This window comes from Streptomyces sp. NPDC048002 (assembly GCF_040653275.1).
Taxonomy (GTDB): domain Bacteria; phylum Actinomycetota; class Actinomycetes; order Streptomycetales; family Streptomycetaceae; genus Streptomyces.
Window position 1 is genome coordinate 31,960 of sequence record NZ_JBEZNL010000005.1, and the last position, 18,116, is coordinate 50,075.

Below are 18,116 nucleotides of genomic sequence, written 5' to 3' on the forward strand. Positions count from 1 at the left end.
CCCGATGAAACTCACCGTGGACCAGCTCCACATCGCCCTGGACCGCACCCCGATCCTGCGGGACGTGAACCTGGAGGTCCGCCCCGGCGACGTCGTCGGACTCGTGGGCCCCAACGGCAGCGGCAAGTCCACCCTGCTGCGCGCCGTCTACCGTTCGCTGCGCCCGGCCGGGGGAGTGGTCCGGGTCGGCGGCGACGACGTGTGGGCCCTGTCGGCCCGGACCGCGGCCCGTCGTACCGCGGCCGTGCTCCAGGACGGCGGCGGCAACACGGGCGGACTGACGGTCGCGGAGATCGTCGCCCTGGGCCGGACACCGCACCACGGACTCCTCGGACGGGACGGGGAGGAGGACCGCCGGGCCGTGCAGGACGCGATCGACCGCTGCGGGGTGCGGCCGTTCGCGGACCGGGACCAGACCACCCTGTCCGGCGGTGAACGCCAGCGGGTCCTGCTGGCCCGCGCCCTGGCCCAGCGACCGCACCTGCTGGTCCTGGACGAGCTCACCAACCACCTGGACATCCGGGCACGCTTCGAACTCCTGGACCTGATCCGGTCCACCGGCGTCACCACCCTGGCCGTCCTGCACGACCTGGACCTCGCCGCCCGGCTCTGCGACCGCCTGGTGGCGCTCCACGAAGGCACGGTGGTCGCGGCCGGCCCGGTCCTGGACGTCCTCACACCTCCCCTCCTGCGCACGGTCTTCGGGGTCCACGCCCGCACCGACCGACACGCCGACGGAGTCGTCCGCATCAGCTACGACGCCCAACCGCTGGCCCACGAGGAGGTGTACGGGGCTGAGGGCGGGTCAGCTCTTCCGGACGACGACGGCGTACGAGCCCACGCCGACGAGCGCGTGTGCCGGGACGGTGTCGGCCGATGTGAGCAGGCTCAGTACCCTGCCTGATTCGGCATCGAAGTCGATGTCACGCAGGGTGCCGATCTCGGTGCCGCGGTCCGACAGGACCCGGCGGCCGATGAGGTGGCGGCAGGCTGTGGCGTGTTCGTCGAGGTCCGCGTCGTCGCCTTCGCGGGCGTTGACGCGGGCCATCACCGCGTCCGGGCCGATGGCGTGCACGTACTGCCAGGTCAGCAGGGTGCCTCCGCCGTTGGTCTTCTTCATCCGGAGGGCGAGGACGCGGGCCGGTCCCGGCGCGATGACGAGGCCGTCGACCAGGCCGATGCTCTGGGCCTCGGTGGTGTCCATCACGGGCCGGTCGGTGAGTTCGGAGAGCAGCATCAGGCCTTCTCCCCGCTCATCCGGGTGCGGAACTCGGGGATGGCCTTGTGGAGTGCGGTCAGGTCGTCGGTGATGTAGTCGGCGACCTCGGCGGGCACCACGAGTGCCTCGCCGGACACGGCGATCGTCCTGGCCAGGGGGAGGAACGCCTTGCGCCCTTTGCGGCCGAGCGCCGCGCTGGGGGCGATCTCGTACCCCGCGACCACGGCCTGCGTGGCCGTCACCTCGATCACCACGTCGGTGACCTGTCCCAGGTCCGTCCCGGTGTCCGTGAGGACCCGTGCTCCGAAGACGCTGCCGCCCGCGGCCTCGGCGGTGTCGGCCACCTCGTCCCGGTCCTGGAGGACCGTCTCGTCCTGGATCATGACGGCATCGGTGCCCAGACTCGACACGGCCTCCCAGGGCAGCGCCTGACGCATGGGCCCGGCGAACAGGCCCAGGCCGCTGAGGGTGAAGCCCGAGATCCGGCCCGCGCGCCCGTCCAGGACGACGTCCTTGACCCGCGCCACCAGTTCGCCGCCGAGGGTCACCACGGGCCGCTTGGTGATCTCCGATGCCGGCATGAGCGTACTCATGCGACCGTGCCCTTCCCCTTGGAGCGGGTACGCCGTGTGACGATCACACCGCCGCTGCGACGCCTCGCCTGGACGCCGAGGAACGACCCCGCCAGAACCGCCACCAGGGCCACCACCAGAATGAGCCAGAACCACCAGTCCACCGCGGGCACCTCCGCCTCGGAGTCGGGTGTGTCCCCCGTACTCCCTGAACAGGATCTCTCTCGGTCGGACGGGTGTCCAGGCCAAGTCCGTGCGCAGCACGCTGCACCTCTCCCTACCCCCGGTCGACGCCGTCACACAGCGTCGCCGGCGAAACCGTCGCCGCCGGGCGGGGAGGCCGGGCACGTGCGAGGGAGGCGGGAGCGGAACCGGCGATCGATAACGACAACGGTTTTCTCATAGAGTCGGCGATGGGGGACCGGCGAACGCGCGCGGGTAACCGAGCAGGCGCCTCGCGGCACCTTCCGGCGGTCCCCTGGTTCCGTAAGAGAGCGAAAACCTTCGTGGAGGTGCGGCCGTGTGGTCGACCGTCAAACTGTTCCTGGCACTGCGACCACGGGCGTGGGTGGAGACAGCCGGGCTCGTCGCGCTGATGCTGCTTGTCACGGCGACCTATGTCGGTCAGGGCCTGCTGATAGCGGACGTGCTGGCCCGGGTGTTCTCCTCGGACGACGCCGACGGTCTGCTCGGCCCGCTGGCCGCGATCGGGGCGTTGCAACTGGCCCGGATCGGCCTGATCGTCGTCAAGGACTCCTGGGCACCGCGAGTGTCCGCGCGGGTGAAGGAGGCGGTGCGTGAGCGCCTCACGCTGAAGCTGATGGAGATCGGGCCGGGCCAGGCCCAGCGGATGCGGACCGGCGACCTCCAGTCCACGCTGGTGGACTCCGTGGAACTGCTGGACCCGCTGGTGGGCAGCTTCCTGCCGTCCGTCGTGGCCTCCGTGCTCGGGTCCTGCCTCGCGTCGGCGTACGTGATGTCGGTGGACCTCCCGGTGGGCCTCGTCGTCCTGGCCTGTGCCCTGCTGGCGCCGTTGTCCCAGCTGGCCGGGGCGAAGTGGATCAAGGAGCGCGGCGACCGCTGGATGATCTCCTACCGCGGCCTCTACGCCGAGAGCCTGGACGCCGCGCAGGGGATGGCGACCCTCAAGGCGTTCAACGCCAGCGGCCGACGGGGCCGGGAACTGGTGGAGCGGGGCGAGGCCTTCTGCCGGGACTCGATCAGGCTGATGGTGGCCTGGTGCGCCTCCTCCAGCATCGGACAGCTGCTGGTGCCGATCGGCACGGCGGCAGCGGTCGCACTGGGCGCCTGGCACGCCGCGACCGGATCGCTCAGCATCACGGGCCTGTTCACGATCCTCATGCTGACCCGCGAGACCTTCCGGCCCATGAACGAGCTGGAGGCGGCCTACCACGCCGCCCACTCCGCCGTCCCGGCCGGCCGCGCGGTCGCGGACGTCCTGCGCCTCGAACCGCATGTCCAGGACACGGCGCCGACCGCCCCAGTCCTGCGACGGAACCCTCCAGGGCTGGAGTTCGACGCTCTCCGCTTCCGCTACCCGACGCGGCGGACGCCGGCCCTCGACGGGTTCAGCCTGGCGGTCGCGCCGGGTGAGCGAGTCGCCGTCGTGGGCCGTTCCGGAGCGGGCAAGAGCACCGTACTCGGCCTGCTGATGCGCTACTTCGACACCGACGAGGGCTCCATCCGCCTCGACGGCCACGACATTCGCGCCTACCCGCTGGCCGAACTGCGCTCCCTGGTGGGCGTCGTGGCACAGGACACCTACCTCTTCCACGGCACGGTCCGCGAGAACCTGCTGCTCGCCAAACCGGAGGCCACCGAGGACGAAATCAGGCGCGCGGTGACGGCGGCACGGGCCGCCGAGTTCATCGACCGCCTGCCCCAGGGTCTCCAGACGGTCGTGGGGGAACGCGGCCTCAAACTGTCCGGCGGCGAACGCCAGCGCATAGCCATCGCCCGCGCCCTCCTCAAGGACGCCCCCGTGCTGGTCCTCGACGAGCCGACGTCGAGCATCGACGCGGCGAACGAAGCCGAGATCACGCGCACGCTCGGCGAACTGACCCGCGGCCGCACCACGGTCGTCATCGCGCACCGGCTGTCCACCGTGCGCGACGCCGACCGGATCGTGGTGATGGACTCCGGCCGGATCGTCGAGTCAGGAAGCCACGCCGACCTGGTGGCCGGAAAGGGCCTCTACGCCGAACTCGTCGCGACCCAGACCGGAGCACAGGCATGACATCGACCCTCCACACCCACGACCACGGGGCCGACGGCGGCCACACCGCCGACCGGCCGGAGCCGGGCCGCTCCCTCGCCACCCGACTGGGCAGCCTGATCCCCCTCCTGGGAGAGCACCGCCGCCTCATCGCGGTGGCCTACCTGGCGGGCGTCCTGCACCAACTGCTCCAGCTCGCCTCGGCCGGCATCGGCGCGTACGTGGTGGCGCGGGCGGCCGCCGGAGCCTCCACGGACCAGCTCGGCGGCTGGCTGATCCTGCTCGGCTGCCTGATCGTGCCGCTGGTGGTCATGAACGTGGCCGACAGCACCTACGCCCACGTCGCGGCCTTCCGTGCCCTCGCCGACACCCGGGCGAAGGTGTTCGCCGCCTTCGAGCGCCTCTCGCCCGGCTACATGCTGGAACGGCGCTCCGGCGACCTGGGCTCCGCGGCCGTCTCCGACGTGGAGCAGATCGAGCTGTTCTTCGCGCACACCCTCAGCCCGTTGGCGGTCGCGTCGACGGTTCCGGTGGCGACCACCGTCGCCCTGGGCTGGTTCCACTGGTCGCTGGCCTGTGTCCTGGTGCCGATCCTCGTCCTGCTCGCCTCGGTCCCGGCCTGGCTGCGGCGCCACGCCGAACGGCACGGACACGAACTGCGCGACTCCCTGGGCCGGATGAGCGCCGACAGCACCGACACCTTCCAAGGGCTGCGCGAACTGGTGAACTTCGGCGCCCACGCCCAGCGGCTCGGGCTGCTGCGCACCCAGGGCGCCCGGCTGGCCCGCGCGAAGGCCGCCCACGGGCGCCGCGGCGGCATCGAGTACGCGGCCACGGACACCATCGCCGTCCTGGGCATCCTCGTGGTCCTGGTGCTCGGTGCCCGGCTCGTCGTCGCGGACGAACTCGACCGCTCGCTCTTCCCGGTCGCCGTGGTGCTGGCCGCGATGGCGATGGTCCCGGTGCTGAAGGTCACCGAGGTGGCACGTGAGCTGTCCATGGTCGCGGCGGCGGCCGAGCGGATCAACACCCTGCTCGACGCGCCGGCCCCGGTGAGGGATCTGGTCACCGAGGCCCCGTCCGGCCCGCTCGCACCGCACGTCCGCTTCGACGCCGTCACCTTCGGCTACCGGGCCGATCTGCCGCCCGCCGTGAGCGACGTCGGCTTCGAGATCCGCCCCGGGGAGACCGTCGCGCTGGTGGGGCACTCCGGCGCGGGCAAGTCGACCTGCGCCAACCTGCTGCTGAGGTTCTGGGACGTGTCGGCCGGATCGGTCTCCGTGGGAGGGCACGACGTCCGCGACTTCCCGCAGGAGGACCTGCGCCGCCTCATGACGCTGGTGCCGCAGGACACCTTCCTGTTCCACACCAGCCTGCGCGACAACATCCGGCTCGGCCGCGCCGACGCCTCCGACGAGGAGGTCGAGGCCGCAGCCCGGGCCGCCCAGGCGCACGAGTTCATCACCTCGCTCCCGGAGGGGTACGACACCGTCGCCGGTGAACTCGGGGCGTTGATGTCCGGTGGCCAGCGGCAACGCATCGCGATCGCCAGGGCCCTGCTGAAGGACGCTCCGATCCTGGTGATGGACGAGGCCGTGTCGAACCTCGACGCCGCCAGCGAGCAGGCGGTGACCCGAGCCATGGAGGAGGCCCGGCAGGGGCGGACGACCCTGGTCATCGCCCACCGGCTGTCCACCATCCTCACCGCCGACCGGATCGTGGTCATCTCCGGCGGACGCGTGGCGGAGACCGGAACCCACGAGGAACTGCTCGCCCGCGATGGGGCCTACGTCGAACTGCTCGCCTCCCAGCTGGAGGGATTCGCCACACCGGACGCCTGATTTGGGGGGTTCACGCCCTGTTCGTACGGCGCGAACAGGGCGCACCCGTCCGGCGCTATTGAAAATGAGTGTCATCCTCGTATAAAAGTACGGCGTGCTCACTTCACGAAAGCCGCCGGCGTCCCCGACTGCCGGAGTCCAGCCTTTCGCGCTCACCGCCCTCCGACATCCCACGGTCTCCGCACTCCTCGCGGATCACCGCGTTCTGCTGGCCGACCTCCTCGACGGTCTCGGGTCACCGCTGCACATCGTGCTGCCCGAGATCTTCGAGGAGAACGTCACCGCCCTGCGCCGTGCGTTCGCCGAGTCGGGGGCCACCGCCGACATCCTGTTCGCCAAGAAGGCGAACAAGGCGGACTGTTACGCGAAATCCGCCGCCGCCCTCGGGGCCGGAATCGACGTGGCCAGCACCCCCGAACTGGTCAAGGCTCTGGCCGGGGGAGTGCCCGGACACCGGATCGGAGTCTCCGGCCCGGAGAAGGACGACACGCTGCTCTCCCTCGCCGTCCGGCACGGCTGCCTGATCGCCGTCGACTCGGTCAGCGAACTGCGCCGGCTCGCGGCGACGGCACGCGTCGCGCGGCTCCGCGCCGATGTGCTGCTGCGCGCCCGCGCGACCAGCCAGCCGACCAGCCGCTTCGGACTGTCCGCCGCCGACCGGACGGCCGCCGTCGGCCTGTGCGCCGAACTCGACGACCACATCCGCCTGCGGGGCTTCTCCTTCCATCTGAACGGCTACTCCACCGCGGAGCGCGCCACGGCCGCGAACGAGATGATCGACCACTGTCTCGACGCCCGGCGGCGCGGCGCGCGCTCCGCCGAACTGGTCGACATCGGCGGCGGGTTGCCGGTCCGCTACGTCGACCCGCGTCGGTGGGAGGCGTTCGTCGAGCAGAACGAACCCGCCCACTATCACGCGGACAAGAGCTTCAAGGACTTCTATCCCTACGGAGGGCAGCCCGCCGCGCAGGCGGTGCGCGCGATCATGGCGCACCCCGTGGGCGGCGAGGGGAGCCTGTCGGCGAAGGCCGCCCGCCACGGCGTCCGCTTCGTCGTCGAGCCCGGACGCGCCCTGCTGGACCAGGCCGGATTCACCATGTTCCGGGTGCAGCAGGTCGACGACCGGAGGGCCGACGACGGGTACGCGATCGTGACCGTCGAGGGCAGCAGCTTCAGCCTCTCCGAACAGTGGTTCAACAGCGACTACCTCCCCGACCCGCTGCTGATGTCCGCCCGGCCCGCCCCCGTCGAGACCTTCCCCGCCTGCGTGGCGGGCTCGACCTGCCTGGAGAGCGACCTGGTGACCTGGCGGAAGATCGGCTTCCCGCGCCCCGTCCGGCGCGGCGACCACCTGGTCTACCTCAACACCGCCGGCTACCAGATGGACTCCAACGAATCACCCTTCCACGACGCCGCGTTGCCCCTGAAAGCCGTGCTGACGCTCGGGGACGGCGGCGCACCGCCGCGCTGGCGACTGGACGGGATCTGACCTCACCGCGAACGCACCCGACACGACCCTCCACAGAGGAGCAAACCCGCATGTCAAAGAGTTACGCCGCGCCCGGAAACCTGTGGCTGTTGCCACAGTCGCAACAAGAAGGGCTGGACCTCGACCACCGCCAGGTGATCGAGGTCGTCGAGCGGGCATACCGAGCGCTGCGCGAAGGCGGCTCGAACAACCCCGTCAAGACGATCATCGACGACCCCGACCATCGCTCGCTCAGCTACTCGATGGTGGCCCGGGACGCGGGCAGCGGCACGGTCTGCTTCAAGGCCGTCTACGAGTTCGACCCCCGCCGCACCCGGGACAGTTACCGTTTCCACTCCTTCGTCTTCCTCGTCGACGACACCACCGGAGCCCCCGTCGCCCTGATGGACGTGGTGAAGCTCGGCCCCCTGCGCTCCTCGGCCACCACCGCGCTGTTCGCCCGCGCGGCCTGCCCCGACGCGCGCACCGCCCTGGTCGTGGGCACCGGAGTCCAGGGACAGGCGGCCCTGCCGATGCTCGTCGCGGCCCTGCCGAAACTGGAGCGCCTGCAGGTCTTCGGCACCTATCCCGAGGGTCTGCGCGCTGTCCAGGACAGCGTCGACGGCCGCGAGGTCGAGATCGTCAAGGATCTGCGCGAGGCCGCCGGCGAGGCGGACATCGTGGTAGGTGCGGCCGGTCTGTCGGTCACGCAGGAGGTCCGCCGGGAGTGGCTCAAGCCGGGCGCCCTCGCCGTGCTGCTGGGATACGGCGTCCACGCCGACGTGTGCCACGGCGCCGAGTACCGGATCGCCACCGACACCGCCCAGATGCACGCCACTTGCGACGACCTGCGCGACGAGGACGGCAGACTGCCGTCGGTCGACGCCCAGCTGCCGGACATCCTGCTCGGCCTGGCGCCCGCCCGGAAGAGCCCCGAGGACGTGGTCTTCGCCTACAACAGCGGTATGGCGGTCACCGACGCCGCGCTGGGCCGGTACATAGCCGACCTCGCGCTGGCGGCCGGACGCGGGGAACAGGTCGGCTTCTGGTGAGCACAGAAACGACCCGCGCGACCGACACGGAGGAGACGCCGGGCCCGGAGGACCCCGACGTGACCGATCCGGCCGAGGCCGGCACCGGCTGGTGGATCAAGAAATCGCGCGTACTGCTCACCCTCGCCTTCCCGCTCATCCTGACCAACTTCGCCTATGTCGCGCTGACCACGGTGGACATCGTCATGCTGGGCCGGCTCGGGGCGGTCGAGATCGCCGCGGCCGGTCTGGCCATCGCCCTGTTCAACCAGCTGCGCACGACCGGGACCGGCCTGGTCACCGGGGTCAGCAACCTGGTGGCCGAGGCACGCGTACGAGGCGACCAGGAGCGGATCGGCGCGCTGCTGTTCGCGGGGTTCTTCTGGGCGACCGTCTGCGGTGCCGTGTTCTGCGCGGCACTGCTGCTGATCGGCCCGCTGCTGCTCCTGCTCGGTCAGGACCCCGAAGTGGTAGACAAGGCGGGCGAGTTCCTGACGGTCCTGGCGCCGGGCATGCTGCCCTGCCTGTGGTTCCAGAACCTGCGGCACTTCACCACGGGACTCAAGCGGCCGGGCCCGCTCCTGGCCATCACCCTGGCGTCCGTCGCCGTGACCATCGGCCTCAACTACGTCCTGATCTACGGCAAGTTGGGACTGCCGGAGTTCGGCTTCGTCGGCGTGGCGATCGCCACCGTCACCGTGTTCCTGCTGTCCTTCCTCGCGTTCGTCGCCGTGATCCTGCGCGACGACGTCCTGCGCCCCTACCTCACCGCGCCCGAGGCGCGGCGCTGGAACGGGGACGCCGTCCGGTCGGTCTGGCGCCTCGGCCTGCCGATCTCGGGCACGTACGCCTCGGAGGCGGGCTTCTTCAGCGTGCTCACCCTGGTCATCGGCTCCCTGGGGGTCAACGCCCTGGCCGCGCAGACCGTGCTGAACCAGATCGTCTACATCGCCTTCATGATCTCCGCCGGTCTGTCCCATGCGGCGTCGATCCACATCAGTGAGGCCGACGGCGCGGGCGACTACCCGACGGCCCGCAGAATGGGCCTCCTGGGTGTGGCGTGGGGCGTGATCGCGATGTTGCTCGTCGCCGTCGTGTACCTGGTCGTCCCGGACCCGATCGTGTCCCTGTTCATCTCCGACGAGCACGCGGGCAACGCGGACATCGTCTCCCTGACCGTGACGGGGTTGCTGATCGCCGCCCTCATGCAGGTCTTCGACGCCACGCAGAACATCGGCAACGGAATCCTGCGCGGTGTGGGCGACACCGCGGGGCCCTTCCGGATCTCCCTGGTCGGCTACTGGCTGATCGGGTTGCCCGCGGGCTATCTGCTCGGGGTGACGGCCGACCAGGGCGTCGAGGGCGTCTGGATCGGCCAGACCATCGGCCTCGCGGCCACCGCCGCCATCCTGCTGGTCGCCTTCCTGCGCCGCGTCGACCGGCTCCAGCGAGCGGCCGACGCCCCCGTCCCCGAACCGGAGTCGTCATGAACCATGCCCTCGCGGCGGCCACTTCGGCCGCCCTGATCCGCCGGGAGGTCGCGGGCCTGCCCCGCTACGACCCCGGCGCCGACACCGACGAGGTGGCCGCGCTCAGCGGCGGCCGCGTCATCAAACTGTCCAACAACGAGAACCCGTACGGCGTCTCTCCCGCGGTCGCCGAGGCCGTGCGCCTCAGCGTGGCCGGCGGCGTGTCCCGCTACCCCGATCCGACCGGGAAGCGACTGGCCGAGGCCATCGGCGGGAGCCTGGACGTACCGGCCGACCGGGTCGTGCTCGGCAACGGTTCGGAGAACATCCTGGAACTGCTCTGCCAGGCCGTCCTCGACCCCGGTGACCTGGTGGTCACCCAGGCCCCCGGGTTCAGCCTGCACGAGATCTTCCCCCGCGTCATGGGCGCACGGGTCCGGAAGGTCCCGGTCACCGCCGACTTCGGGTTCGACGCGCCGGCCTGGCGCGAGGCGCTGGCCGCCGACCCGAAGCTGGTCTTCCTCGCCAACCCGTGCAACCCCACCGGCGCGATGCTCGGCGCCGCGGAGTTGGAGCAGGTGGTGGCCGACATCCCGAGCGGTGCCCTGCTGGTGCTCGACGAGGCGTACGGCGAGTTCGCGCGCCTCGACCCGGAGTATCCCGACGGGCTGGAGGCGCTGCGGGACAAGGACCGGCCGTGGATCGTGCTGCGCACCTTCTCCAAGGCGTACGGCCTGGCGGGCGTCCGGGTCGGCTACGGCATCGCCTCCGACACCGATCTCATCCAGGCGCTGGACCGGGTGCGTACCCCGTACAACGTCAACCACCCGGCACAGGAGGCAGCCGTCGCCGCCCTGGCCGACCGGTCCCATCTGGCGGACACGGTCCGCCGGACGGCCTCGGAGATCGCCCGGGTCACCGGCCTGCTGCGCGGTGCGGGACTGCGCGTGGTGCCGTCGGCCACCAACTTCCTGTTCATCGACACCGGTTGCCGGTCGGACCGGGTCGCACAGGAACTGCACCGCGCCGGAATCATCGTCAAGGCGTGGCGCGAGCCGGGTTACGAGAACTACATCCGAGCCTCACTGTCGACCCCCGAGGACAACGACGTCTTCGTGCGGAGTCTGACGGACATCTGCGTGAAGGACGAGCCGTGATCAAAAGCAAGGTATCCGACCTGATAGGCCGAACACCCCTGCTCGAACTGGCGGTTCCGGACGGCATGGCGTCGGTGCTGCTGAAGCTGGAACAGTACAACCCCACCGGCACCGCCAAGATACGCATGGCGCGGAACATGGTGGACGAGGCGGAGGCGGCGGGACTGCTCGCCCCCGGCGGGTGGCTGGTCGAGTCGACGTCCGGCAACACCGGGCTCGGACTGGCGCTCATCGCCGCCGAACGCGGCTACAAGTTCACCGCCGTGGTGGACAACCACTCCAGCACGGACAAGCTCCGCGGCATGCTCGCCTACGGCGCCGAGATACTCAACGTCGCCGGGGACGCCGACGGGCTCGCCACCGCCGAACGGGACACCGTGGCCGAGCGGCTCGCGGCCGAGCAGGGCGCGTACTGGACCGCGCAGCACCGCAACGAGGGCAATCCCAACGGCTACCGCCCGCTGGCCCGGGAACTCCACGACGACCTGGGTGACGACATCCAGTACCTGTACGGGGCCGTCGGCACCGGTGGTTCGCTCTGCGGCACCGGCCGGGTGCTGCGGGAGCGCATCCCGGACCTGAGGATCATCGGCGTCGAGCCGGTGGGATCGGTTGTCTTCGGCGGCGAGGGCGCGCCTTACCACCAGTCCGGCACGGGAACGCCGGAAGGCTCGGAGATCGGTGGTGTGGTCGACTACGAGGTGATCGACCAGGGCGTCAAGGCGAGCGACGCGGAGGCCTTCGAGACCTGCCGCTACCTGGCGCGCAACTACGGTGTCCTGATCGGTGGTTCGGCGGGCGGCGTCGTCTTCAAGGCGCTGGAGCAGGCCCGGCGCGCGGGCCCGGGGAACACCATCGTCGTGCTGGTCTGCGACGGCGGGGACAAGTACCTCGACACCGTGTTCAACGACGACTGGATGGCGGACCACGGCCTCTTCGACGAACAGGTCGTCCGAAGCCTGGCCGCGATGCTGCGCTGACACCGGGGCACCACTGCCGAGCACGGCGCTCCGCGGCCGCCTGCCGTGGAGCGCCGCGCTCGGCTTCGGCATGCCCAAAAACGCGCCGGTGCGGCGCTGTTGGGTGACCGGGAAAGACCATCGCCGAGGTGCCGAACAGGGCCTTCTGCGACCCCGCGGGAGGTGGTACTGTACGCCCGATGAAAACGAAAATGATTACCACAATGGTTACGGCGGTAGCGGTCCTCACGGTCGCGGGGTGTGCCGGGGACGACTCCTCCACGGCCGACGCGAAGGAGTCGAAGGCGGCGAAGAACACGACCGCCTACCCCTTCACGCTGGAGAACTGCGGCACCGACGTGACCTACGAGGCCGCGCCGGAGAAGGTCGTCACCCTGAACCAGACGGCGGCCGAGATCCTCATCCACCTGGGCGTCGGCGACCGGATCGCCGGCTCGGGCTACGAGATCGAGAAGGCGCCCGCAGCGATAGCCGAGGAGTACGACAAGATCCCGATCCTGTCCGGCGAGGGGGAGACGGTCAAGCACGAGAAGCTGTTGGAAGCCCAGCCGGACTTCGTCTACAGCTCCTTCGCGAGCTTCCTCACCAAGGAGGCGGCCGGCGACCGCGAGGAACTCCACGAACTCGGCGTCCCGACCTACCTCACCGAGTTCGACTGCTCGTACCACGAGAGCGTGGCCGACGCGGACTTCGACCTGCTGTACGAGGAGTACCGCCGCCTGGGCAGGATCATGGGCGTGCCGGACGCCGGGGAGAAGCTCGCGACCGAGCAGCAGGCCGTGGTCGACAAGGCGGTGGCCGAGGTCGAGAAGACCGAGACTCCGCTGAAGGTGATGTGGTTCTACTCCACCTACGACGGCACTCCCTGGGCCGCGGGCCCCGGTGGACTGCCGCAGCACATCTCCGAACTCGTGGGTGTCGAGAACATCTTCGAGGACGCCAAGACCAAGTGGGCGGAGGTGAGCTGGGACGAGGTCGCCGCCCGGAACCCCGACGTGATCATCCTCGCGGACCTGACCCGGGGCGAGCCCAACGACACCGCCAAGGAGAAGATCGAACTTCTGAAGAAGGATCCCCTCACCCGCAAGCTCTCCGCGGTCAAGGACGACAAGTTCATCACCATCCCCGGCACCTACATGGATCCGAGCTACGGCAGCGCGTCCGCGGTTCCCACGCTGGTCGACGGCCTGAACCAGCTCGGCTGAGTTGTCCGACACGATGACAACGACCTCACACAGGGCCGCCGCGCGCACCGAGAACCCGCTCACCAGCCGTGAGAAGGTTCCGGTGCGCCGGCGGCGCGCCTCGACGGTTGCCCTCTTCCTGCTGGCCGTGGCCGGGTTGCTGGTGTCGGTGGTGACCGCCTCACTGTTCGGCAGCGCGAACATCGAGCCGCTGGACGTCGTCTCCACGATCCTGCGGCACATCGGACTGGGCGACCTCGCCCCCACCCCGCCGCTGCCGGGGCTGCTGGACGCCCTGATCTGGGAGTCGCGCTTCCCCCGGGTGCTGCTGGCGGCCGTCGTCGGCATGGCCCTGGCGGTGTCCGGCGCCGTGCTCCAGGCGGTCACCAGGAACCCCCTGGCCGACCCCTATCTGCTGGGTGTCTCCTCCGGTGCCTCCACCGGCGCGGTCGCGGTGCTCCTCCTGGGCATCGGCGGCAGCCTCAGCCTGTCGACCGGTGCGTTCCTCGGCGGCCTGGTCTCCTTCGCGCTGCTGTTGATCCTGCTCGGCGGGGGGCGGGTCGCCAATCCCTCCCGGGTGGTCCTCACCGGCGTACTCGTCTCGCAGTTCTTCGCCGCGGTCACGTCGGTCATCCTCATGGTGAGCGGCGATGCCAACTCCACCCGTGGCTTCACCTACTGGCTGCTCGGCACGCTCGGCGGCGCCCGCTGGGAAGGGGTCACCGGTACCGTCGTGATCATCCTGGTCGGGGTGGTCGCGGTCCAGTTCTTCGCGCCCGCCCTCGACGCATTCACCTTCGGCTGGGACTCCGCCGAGGCGCTGGGCGTCAACGTCACCGCGGCCCGTATCTGGCTGATGGTGCTGACCGCGGTCATGACGGCGGCGGCGGTGGCGGCCTCCGGTGCCATCGGCTTCATCGGCCTGCTCGTCCCGCACGCCGTCCGCATCCTGGCCGGCCCGACGCACCGCTCCCTGCTGCCGCTGTCCGCGATCGTCGGCGCCGTCTTCCTGATCTGGGTGGACGTGTTCGCGCGGACCGCGTTCTCCCCGCACGAACTGCCCGCCGGCGTCATCACCGCACTTCTCGGCGCGCCCGCGTTCGCGCTGGTCCTGAAGCGTCTGGAGTCCTGATGGGCCGTATCACCTCGACAGAACTCTCCTGGTCGGTCAAGGGCCATCAGTTGCTCGACTCCATCGACATGGCGGTCGAAGAGGGATGCACCGTGGGTCTCCTCGGCCCCAACGGTTCCGGCAAGTCGACCCTCCTGCGCCTGCTCGCCGGACTGCGCCGCCCCGACACCGGAACCGTGCGCTACGACGACACCAGCGTGCGGGACCTCGGCCGCCGGGTACTGGCCCGCCGGCTGGCCGTCGTCGAACAGGACGTCTCCGCCCACCACCACGTCAACGTCCGCCAGGTGGTGGAGCTCGGCCGCACACCGTTCCGAGGCCGCTTCGACGCGCTGACCGAGCACGACCGGCGCATCGTGGACGCGGCCCTGGAACGGACCGACATCACCGACAAGCAGCACCGCAGCTGGCACACCCTCTCCGGAGGGGAGAAGCAGCGGGCCCAACTCGCCCGCGCCCTGGCCCAGGAGCCCCGGGAGATCCTGCTCGACGAACCCACCAACCACCTCGACATCCGCCACCAGCTCGAACTCCTCGACCTGTTGACCTCGCTCGACGTGACCTCCGTAGTGGCCCTGCACGACCTCAACCTCGCCGCCCGCTACTGCGACCACATCGTGCTCCTGGACCAGGGCCGGGTGGCCGCCGCCGGAACCCCGGAGGCCGTGCTGACCCCGGACCTGATCGCGTCGGTCTACGGAGTGAAGGTGCTCGTCGACCGCGAGGACACCACCGGTGTCCTCCGCATCACCTACCTCGCCGCGGCGGCCGCGACCGGTACCGCGGCGGACGCGCTGGAACTCGACCGACGCTAGGCCGTGTCTGACAATTCCCGTCTGCTCCGCGGTGCCATGCACGCTCCCCCAGAGGGGGCACCCCCACTCGCCGCACCGGGCACAGACCCACGGACAACCAGTCCGAGGGCCCGCGCCCGGCACGCCGAGAGCACGCTCCCCCAGTCTCGGCTGCGCTCGACCGGGAGGTACCCCCACGACCCCGCGGAGCCGCCCTCCGGGCGACGACGGGAATTGTCAGACACGACCTGGGGCCCCGTCCGGCGGAGGGCTCAGGCGGGCCGCGGTGACGTGGCCCGGCTGCCCCACCGCCGGGCCCGCTGGGTCCCGACGAATCGGCAGACCACGTACAGACCGAACGAGATCGTGGTCACGTAGGGGCTGATGGGGAGGGAACTGCCCAGGGCCAGCAGAATGCCGCCCTCGATCGAGGCCACGGCGAAGACCACGCTCAGCAGCGGGAGCAGGACCGGCGAGGCGGTGACCCGGGACGCCGCGGCGGCGGGGGTGACGACCAGGGTGAGCACCAGCAGGGCGCCCACGACCTGTACGGAGAGGGCGACGGCCAGCCCGAGCACCATCATGAAGGCGAAGGAGAGCCCGCGTACCGGCACTCCTCGCGCCGCGGCCACGTCGGGGTCGGCACTGGCGAACGTGAGCGGCCGCCACATGACGATCAGCGCGGCGAGGACGACCGCCGAGGTGCCGAGCAGCCAGGCCGTCCGAGGCGTGTCCACCGCGACGATCTGGCCGGTCAGCAGACCGAACTTGTTGGCCGCCCGGCCCTTGTAGAGGGCGAGGAACAGGACGCCGAGGCCGAGCCCGAACGGCATCAGGATGCCGATGGCCGAGTTCCGGTCGCGGGCCCGGGTGCCCAGCGCCGCGATCACCGCGGCGGCGAGCAGCGAGCCGACGATGGACCCCACCACGATGTTCGTGCCCAGGAGCAGTGCCGCCGAGGCGCCGGCGAAGGAGAGCTCGCTGATGCCGTGCACCGCGAAGGGAAGATCGCGCAGGACGACGAAGATGCCGGCCAGGCCGCCGATGAGCCCGAGCGCGGCACCGGCGACGAGGGAGTTGCGGACCAGGACCAGCAGTTCGCCGTAGTGGTCGAAGTTGAAGATCTGCTGCCCTATACCGTCGGCGAACGTCATGGGCGTACTTCTGCTTTCGTTTCGGTGCGGTGGGCGGGGCCGGCCGGGTCGTCGGGTGTTCCGACGACCACGACGCGTCCGCGGACCCGGACGACGTCGACCTGGGTCCGGTACAGCCGGGACAGGGAGTCGGAGGTGAGAACCTCCTCCGGTGTCCCGACGCGATGGCCGCCGGGTGCCAGATAGAGAACGCGGTCGACGAGATCGAGTACGGGATTGATCTCGTGGGTCACGAAGACGACCGCTGTGTCGTGGGAGCGGCGGCGCGCGTCGACGAGTTCGGTGACCGCCCGCTGGTGGTGCAGGTCGAGCGAGGCCAGCGGTTCGTCGCACAGCAGGACGCGCGGGTCGGTGGCCAACGCCTGCGCTATACGGACGCGTTGGCGTTCGCCCCCGGAGAGCATGCCCAGCGGGACGTCGGCGTAGGCGGAGGCACCCACCGCTGCCAGGACGTCGTTCACCTGGCGGCGGACGGCGGCCCGGCGTCGGACCGGGCCGAACCGGTGTCCGTCGATGCCGAAGCGCACCAGGTCGCGGGCGCGCAGCAGCGCCTGGGCGGACAGTTCGGCCTGCTGGGGGATGTAGCCGATGTGCCGGGCCGCCTCGCGCGGGGAGCGGCCGAGGACGGTCAGCGTGCCGGCGGACAAGGACCGCAGGCCCAGCAGGGCCCGGACGAGGCTGCTCTTGCCCGAGCCGTTGGGCCCGAGCACGGCCAGGAATTCGCCCGGCCGCACATCGAGATCCAGGCCCTGCCACACCGTGCGTGGCCCGTAGGAGAGGGAGGCGGCGCGCAGCGCGATGACCGGTGCGCCGGCCCCGCCCCGGTCGTCGGAGGCGCCGCGTCGTGCGGGAGGTACGGAGGTCATGCCGGGCGGGCTCACTTGGCCAGGGCGGACGCGAGCGCGTCGACGTTGCCGCCCATCCAGGCGAGGTAGTCCTGGCCCTCGGGCAGGGTCTCGGTGACGGGAACGACGGGGACACCGGCCGCCTCGGCGGCGCTCTTGACCTTCTCGGTCTGCGGGCCGGAAGTCTGCTCGTTGTAGACGAGGACGTCGATCTGCTTGTCGCTGTAGAGGCCCAGGGTCTCCTGGAGGATCTTCGGGGACACGTCGTCGCCCTCCTCGATCGCCTCGCTGAACTCCTCGGGCGTCTTGTTCACCAGGCCGCTCGCCTCGGTGAGGTAGAGCGGCACGGGCTCGGAGATCCCGACGGCCTCGCCGCCGTGTGCCTTCTTGATGTCCGCTTCCTTCGCCTCAAGTCCGCCGAGCTTCTCCTTGAAGGAATCCGCGTTCTTGGTGAAGGCGGCGGCGTCGGAGGGATCGGCGGTGCCGAGGGCTGCGGCGATGCGGTCGACGAGCTTGGACACGGTGGGGAAGTCGTACCAGACGTGCTCGTTGAGCTCGCCCCCGGCGGGCGCGGTCCGGCCGGACACCTCGACGGCGTTGATGAGTTCCGCGGAGGAGTTGCCGCTGGTCTTGAGCATGCGGTCGACGAAGCCGTCGTAGCCGCCGCCGTTCTCGATGACGACCCTTGCCTTGGAGAGCGCCAGTTGGTTCTGGGTGTTGGCCTCGTAGGAGTGCGGGTCCTGGTCGGGGTCGCTGATGATCGAGGTGACGTCGACGCTGTCGCCGCCTATCTGCCGCGCTATGTCGCCGTAGACGTCGGTGGAGGCGACCACCGTGATCACGGAGGCCGAAGCGGTGCCGTCCGCGTTCTTGCCGGAGTCGGACGACGAGTCGCCGCATCCCGTCAGCAGGGCCAGGCCGGCACCGGTGATCAGCGCCACGCGCAGGGACGGGGAGAGGGGCATGAGGGTCCTCCGGGACGTGCAGGAAGTGCGAGTTCTCGCTCTGACCTCCGCCACGCTAGGTGAACATGA

17 protein-coding genes are annotated in these 18,116 nt (G+C 70.6%); 11 read left to right on the top strand and 6 right to left on the bottom strand.

What is annotated here, in order from left to right; translation table 11 throughout:
- Positions 1–4: 4 nt before the first annotated feature.
- On the top strand, positions 5–904 hold the full coding sequence (locus tag AB0E07_RS09235; RefSeq protein ID WP_362247821.1) for an ABC transporter ATP-binding protein: 900 nt from the start codon (positions 5–7) through the stop codon (positions 902–904).
- Here the strand turns inward: AB0E07_RS09235 and AB0E07_RS09240 are convergent.
- Genes AB0E07_RS09240 through AB0E07_RS09250 form a run of 3 tightly spaced genes read right to left on the bottom strand, consistent with a single transcriptional unit; the run spans position 806 to position 1,955 of the window.
- Positions 806–1,237, bottom strand: coding sequence for a PRC-barrel domain-containing protein (locus AB0E07_RS09240; RefSeq protein ID WP_362247823.1), 432 nt, complete (start codon positions 1,235–1,237; stop codon positions 806–808). The genes AB0E07_RS09235 and AB0E07_RS09240 overlap by 99 nt on opposite strands.
- Positions 1,237–1,812, bottom strand: a complete 576-nt coding sequence (locus tag AB0E07_RS09245; protein ID WP_362247825.1) for a PRC-barrel domain-containing protein — start codon at positions 1,810–1,812, stop codon at positions 1,237–1,239. The genes AB0E07_RS09240 and AB0E07_RS09245 overlap by 1 nt, the downstream gene beginning before the upstream one ends.
- Positions 1,809–1,955: a hypothetical protein gene (locus tag AB0E07_RS09250; RefSeq protein ID WP_362247827.1), complete on the bottom strand. Its 147-nt coding sequence runs from the start codon at positions 1,953–1,955 to the stop codon at positions 1,809–1,811. Before AB0E07_RS09250 ends, AB0E07_RS09245 begins: the two co-directional genes overlap by 4 nt.
- Positions 1,956–2,311: 356 nt before the next feature.
- On the opposite strand from AB0E07_RS09250, the gene AB0E07_RS09255 reads away from it, so the two are divergent.
- From AB0E07_RS09255 to AB0E07_RS09300, 10 genes are all read left to right on the top strand, one after another.
- Complete coding sequence (locus tag AB0E07_RS09255; RefSeq protein WP_362247829.1) at positions 2,312–4,048, top strand: ABC transporter ATP-binding protein; 1,737 nt, start codon at positions 2,312–2,314, stop codon at positions 4,046–4,048.
- Complete coding sequence (locus AB0E07_RS09260) at positions 4,045–5,868, top strand: ABC transporter ATP-binding protein (protein ID WP_362247831.1); 1,824 nt, start codon at positions 4,045–4,047, stop codon at positions 5,866–5,868. Before AB0E07_RS09255 ends, AB0E07_RS09260 begins: the two co-directional genes overlap by 4 nt.
- A gap of 94 nt (positions 5,869–5,962) precedes the next feature.
- Positions 5,963–7,357, top strand: a complete 1,395-nt coding sequence (locus AB0E07_RS09265; RefSeq protein WP_362247833.1) for an alanine racemase — start codon at positions 5,963–5,965, stop codon at positions 7,355–7,357.
- A 50-nt stretch (positions 7,358–7,407) separates the two neighbouring features.
- Positions 7,408–8,388, top strand: a complete 981-nt coding sequence (locus AB0E07_RS09270) for an ornithine cyclodeaminase (RefSeq protein ID WP_362247835.1) — start codon at positions 7,408–7,410, stop codon at positions 8,386–8,388.
- The gene (locus tag AB0E07_RS09275; RefSeq protein WP_362247838.1) at positions 8,385–9,857 is read left to right on the top strand and encodes an MATE family efflux transporter; all 1,473 of its coding nucleotides are present in this window, start codon (positions 8,385–8,387) and stop codon (positions 9,855–9,857) included. The genes AB0E07_RS09270 and AB0E07_RS09275 overlap by 4 nt, the downstream gene beginning before the upstream one ends.
- Positions 9,854–10,993: a histidinol-phosphate transaminase gene (hisC, locus tag AB0E07_RS09280; RefSeq protein ID WP_362247840.1), complete on the top strand. Its 1,140-nt coding sequence runs from the start codon at positions 9,854–9,856 to the stop codon at positions 10,991–10,993. The genes AB0E07_RS09275 and hisC overlap by 4 nt, the downstream gene beginning before the upstream one ends.
- Complete coding sequence (locus tag AB0E07_RS09285) at positions 10,990–11,973, top strand: cysteine synthase family protein (protein WP_362247842.1); 984 nt, start codon at positions 10,990–10,992, stop codon at positions 11,971–11,973. The genes hisC and AB0E07_RS09285 overlap by 4 nt, the downstream gene beginning before the upstream one ends.
- A 203-nt stretch (positions 11,974–12,176) precedes the next feature.
- Positions 12,177–13,178 carry an ABC transporter substrate-binding protein gene (locus tag AB0E07_RS09290; protein WP_362247844.1) on the top strand — a complete coding sequence of 334 codons (1,002 nt, stop codon included), beginning with the start codon at positions 12,177–12,179 and terminating at the stop codon, positions 13,176–13,178.
- Positions 13,179–13,191: 13 nt separating this feature from the next.
- Positions 13,192–14,289, top strand: a complete 1,098-nt coding sequence (locus AB0E07_RS09295; RefSeq protein WP_362247846.1) for an iron chelate uptake ABC transporter family permease subunit — start codon at positions 13,192–13,194, stop codon at positions 14,287–14,289.
- Positions 14,289–15,104, top strand: coding sequence for an ABC transporter ATP-binding protein (locus tag AB0E07_RS09300; RefSeq protein ID WP_362247848.1), 816 nt, complete (start codon positions 14,289–14,291; stop codon positions 15,102–15,104). Before AB0E07_RS09295 ends, AB0E07_RS09300 begins: the two co-directional genes overlap by 1 nt.
- A 251-nt stretch (positions 15,105–15,355) precedes the next feature.
- On the opposite strand, the gene AB0E07_RS09305 is transcribed toward AB0E07_RS09300, so the two are convergent.
- The 3 genes from AB0E07_RS09305 to AB0E07_RS09315 are packed head-to-tail and all read right to left on the bottom strand — an operon-like array spanning position 15,356 to position 18,047.
- A complete protein-coding gene (locus AB0E07_RS09305; protein ID WP_362247850.1) occupies positions 15,356–16,237 on the bottom strand; it encodes a metal ABC transporter permease in 882 nt (293 codons plus the stop codon).
- Positions 16,234–17,103, bottom strand: a complete 870-nt coding sequence (locus AB0E07_RS09310) for an ATP-binding cassette domain-containing protein (protein ID WP_362247852.1) — start codon at positions 17,101–17,103, stop codon at positions 16,234–16,236. Before AB0E07_RS09310 ends, AB0E07_RS09305 begins: the two co-directional genes overlap by 4 nt.
- A gap of 11 nt (positions 17,104–17,114) precedes the next feature.
- On the bottom strand, positions 17,115–18,047 hold the full coding sequence (locus tag AB0E07_RS09315) for a zinc ABC transporter substrate-binding protein (RefSeq protein WP_362247854.1): 933 nt from the start codon (positions 18,045–18,047) through the stop codon (positions 17,115–17,117).
- Positions 18,048–18,116: the final 69 nt, after the last annotated feature.

Bases quoted from the DNA above. Each gene is read 5' to 3' on its own strand.
- AB0E07_RS09235 (WP_362247821.1), top strand. From the start codon at position 5: ATGAAACTCACCGTGGACCAGCTCCACATCGCCCTGGACCGCACCCCG.
- AB0E07_RS09240 (WP_362247823.1), bottom strand. From the start codon at position 1,237: ATGCTGCTCTCCGAACTCACCGACCGGCCCGTGATGGACACCACCGAG.
- AB0E07_RS09245 (WP_362247825.1), bottom strand. From the start codon at position 1,812: ATGAGTACGCTCATGCCGGCATCGGAGATCACCAAGCGGCCCGTGGTG.
- AB0E07_RS09260 (WP_362247831.1), top strand. From the start codon at position 4,045: ATGACATCGACCCTCCACACCCACGACCACGGGGCCGACGGCGGCCAC.
- AB0E07_RS09270 (WP_362247835.1), top strand. From the start codon at position 7,408: ATGTCAAAGAGTTACGCCGCGCCCGGAAACCTGTGGCTGTTGCCACAG.
- hisC (WP_362247840.1), top strand. From the start codon at position 9,854: ATGAACCATGCCCTCGCGGCGGCCACTTCGGCCGCCCTGATCCGCCGG.
- AB0E07_RS09290 (WP_362247844.1), top strand. From the start codon at position 12,177: ATGGTTACGGCGGTAGCGGTCCTCACGGTCGCGGGGTGTGCCGGGGAC.
- AB0E07_RS09295 (WP_362247846.1), top strand. From the start codon at position 13,192: ATGACAACGACCTCACACAGGGCCGCCGCGCGCACCGAGAACCCGCTC.
- AB0E07_RS09300 (WP_362247848.1), top strand. From the start codon at position 14,289: ATGGGCCGTATCACCTCGACAGAACTCTCCTGGTCGGTCAAGGGCCAT.
- AB0E07_RS09305 (WP_362247850.1), bottom strand. From the start codon at position 16,237: ATGACGTTCGCCGACGGTATAGGGCAGCAGATCTTCAACTTCGACCAC.
- AB0E07_RS09310 (WP_362247852.1), bottom strand. From the start codon at position 17,103: ATGACCTCCGTACCTCCCGCACGACGCGGCGCCTCCGACGACCGGGGC.
- AB0E07_RS09315 (WP_362247854.1), bottom strand. From the start codon at position 18,047: ATGCCCCTCTCCCCGTCCCTGCGCGTGGCGCTGATCACCGGTGCCGGC.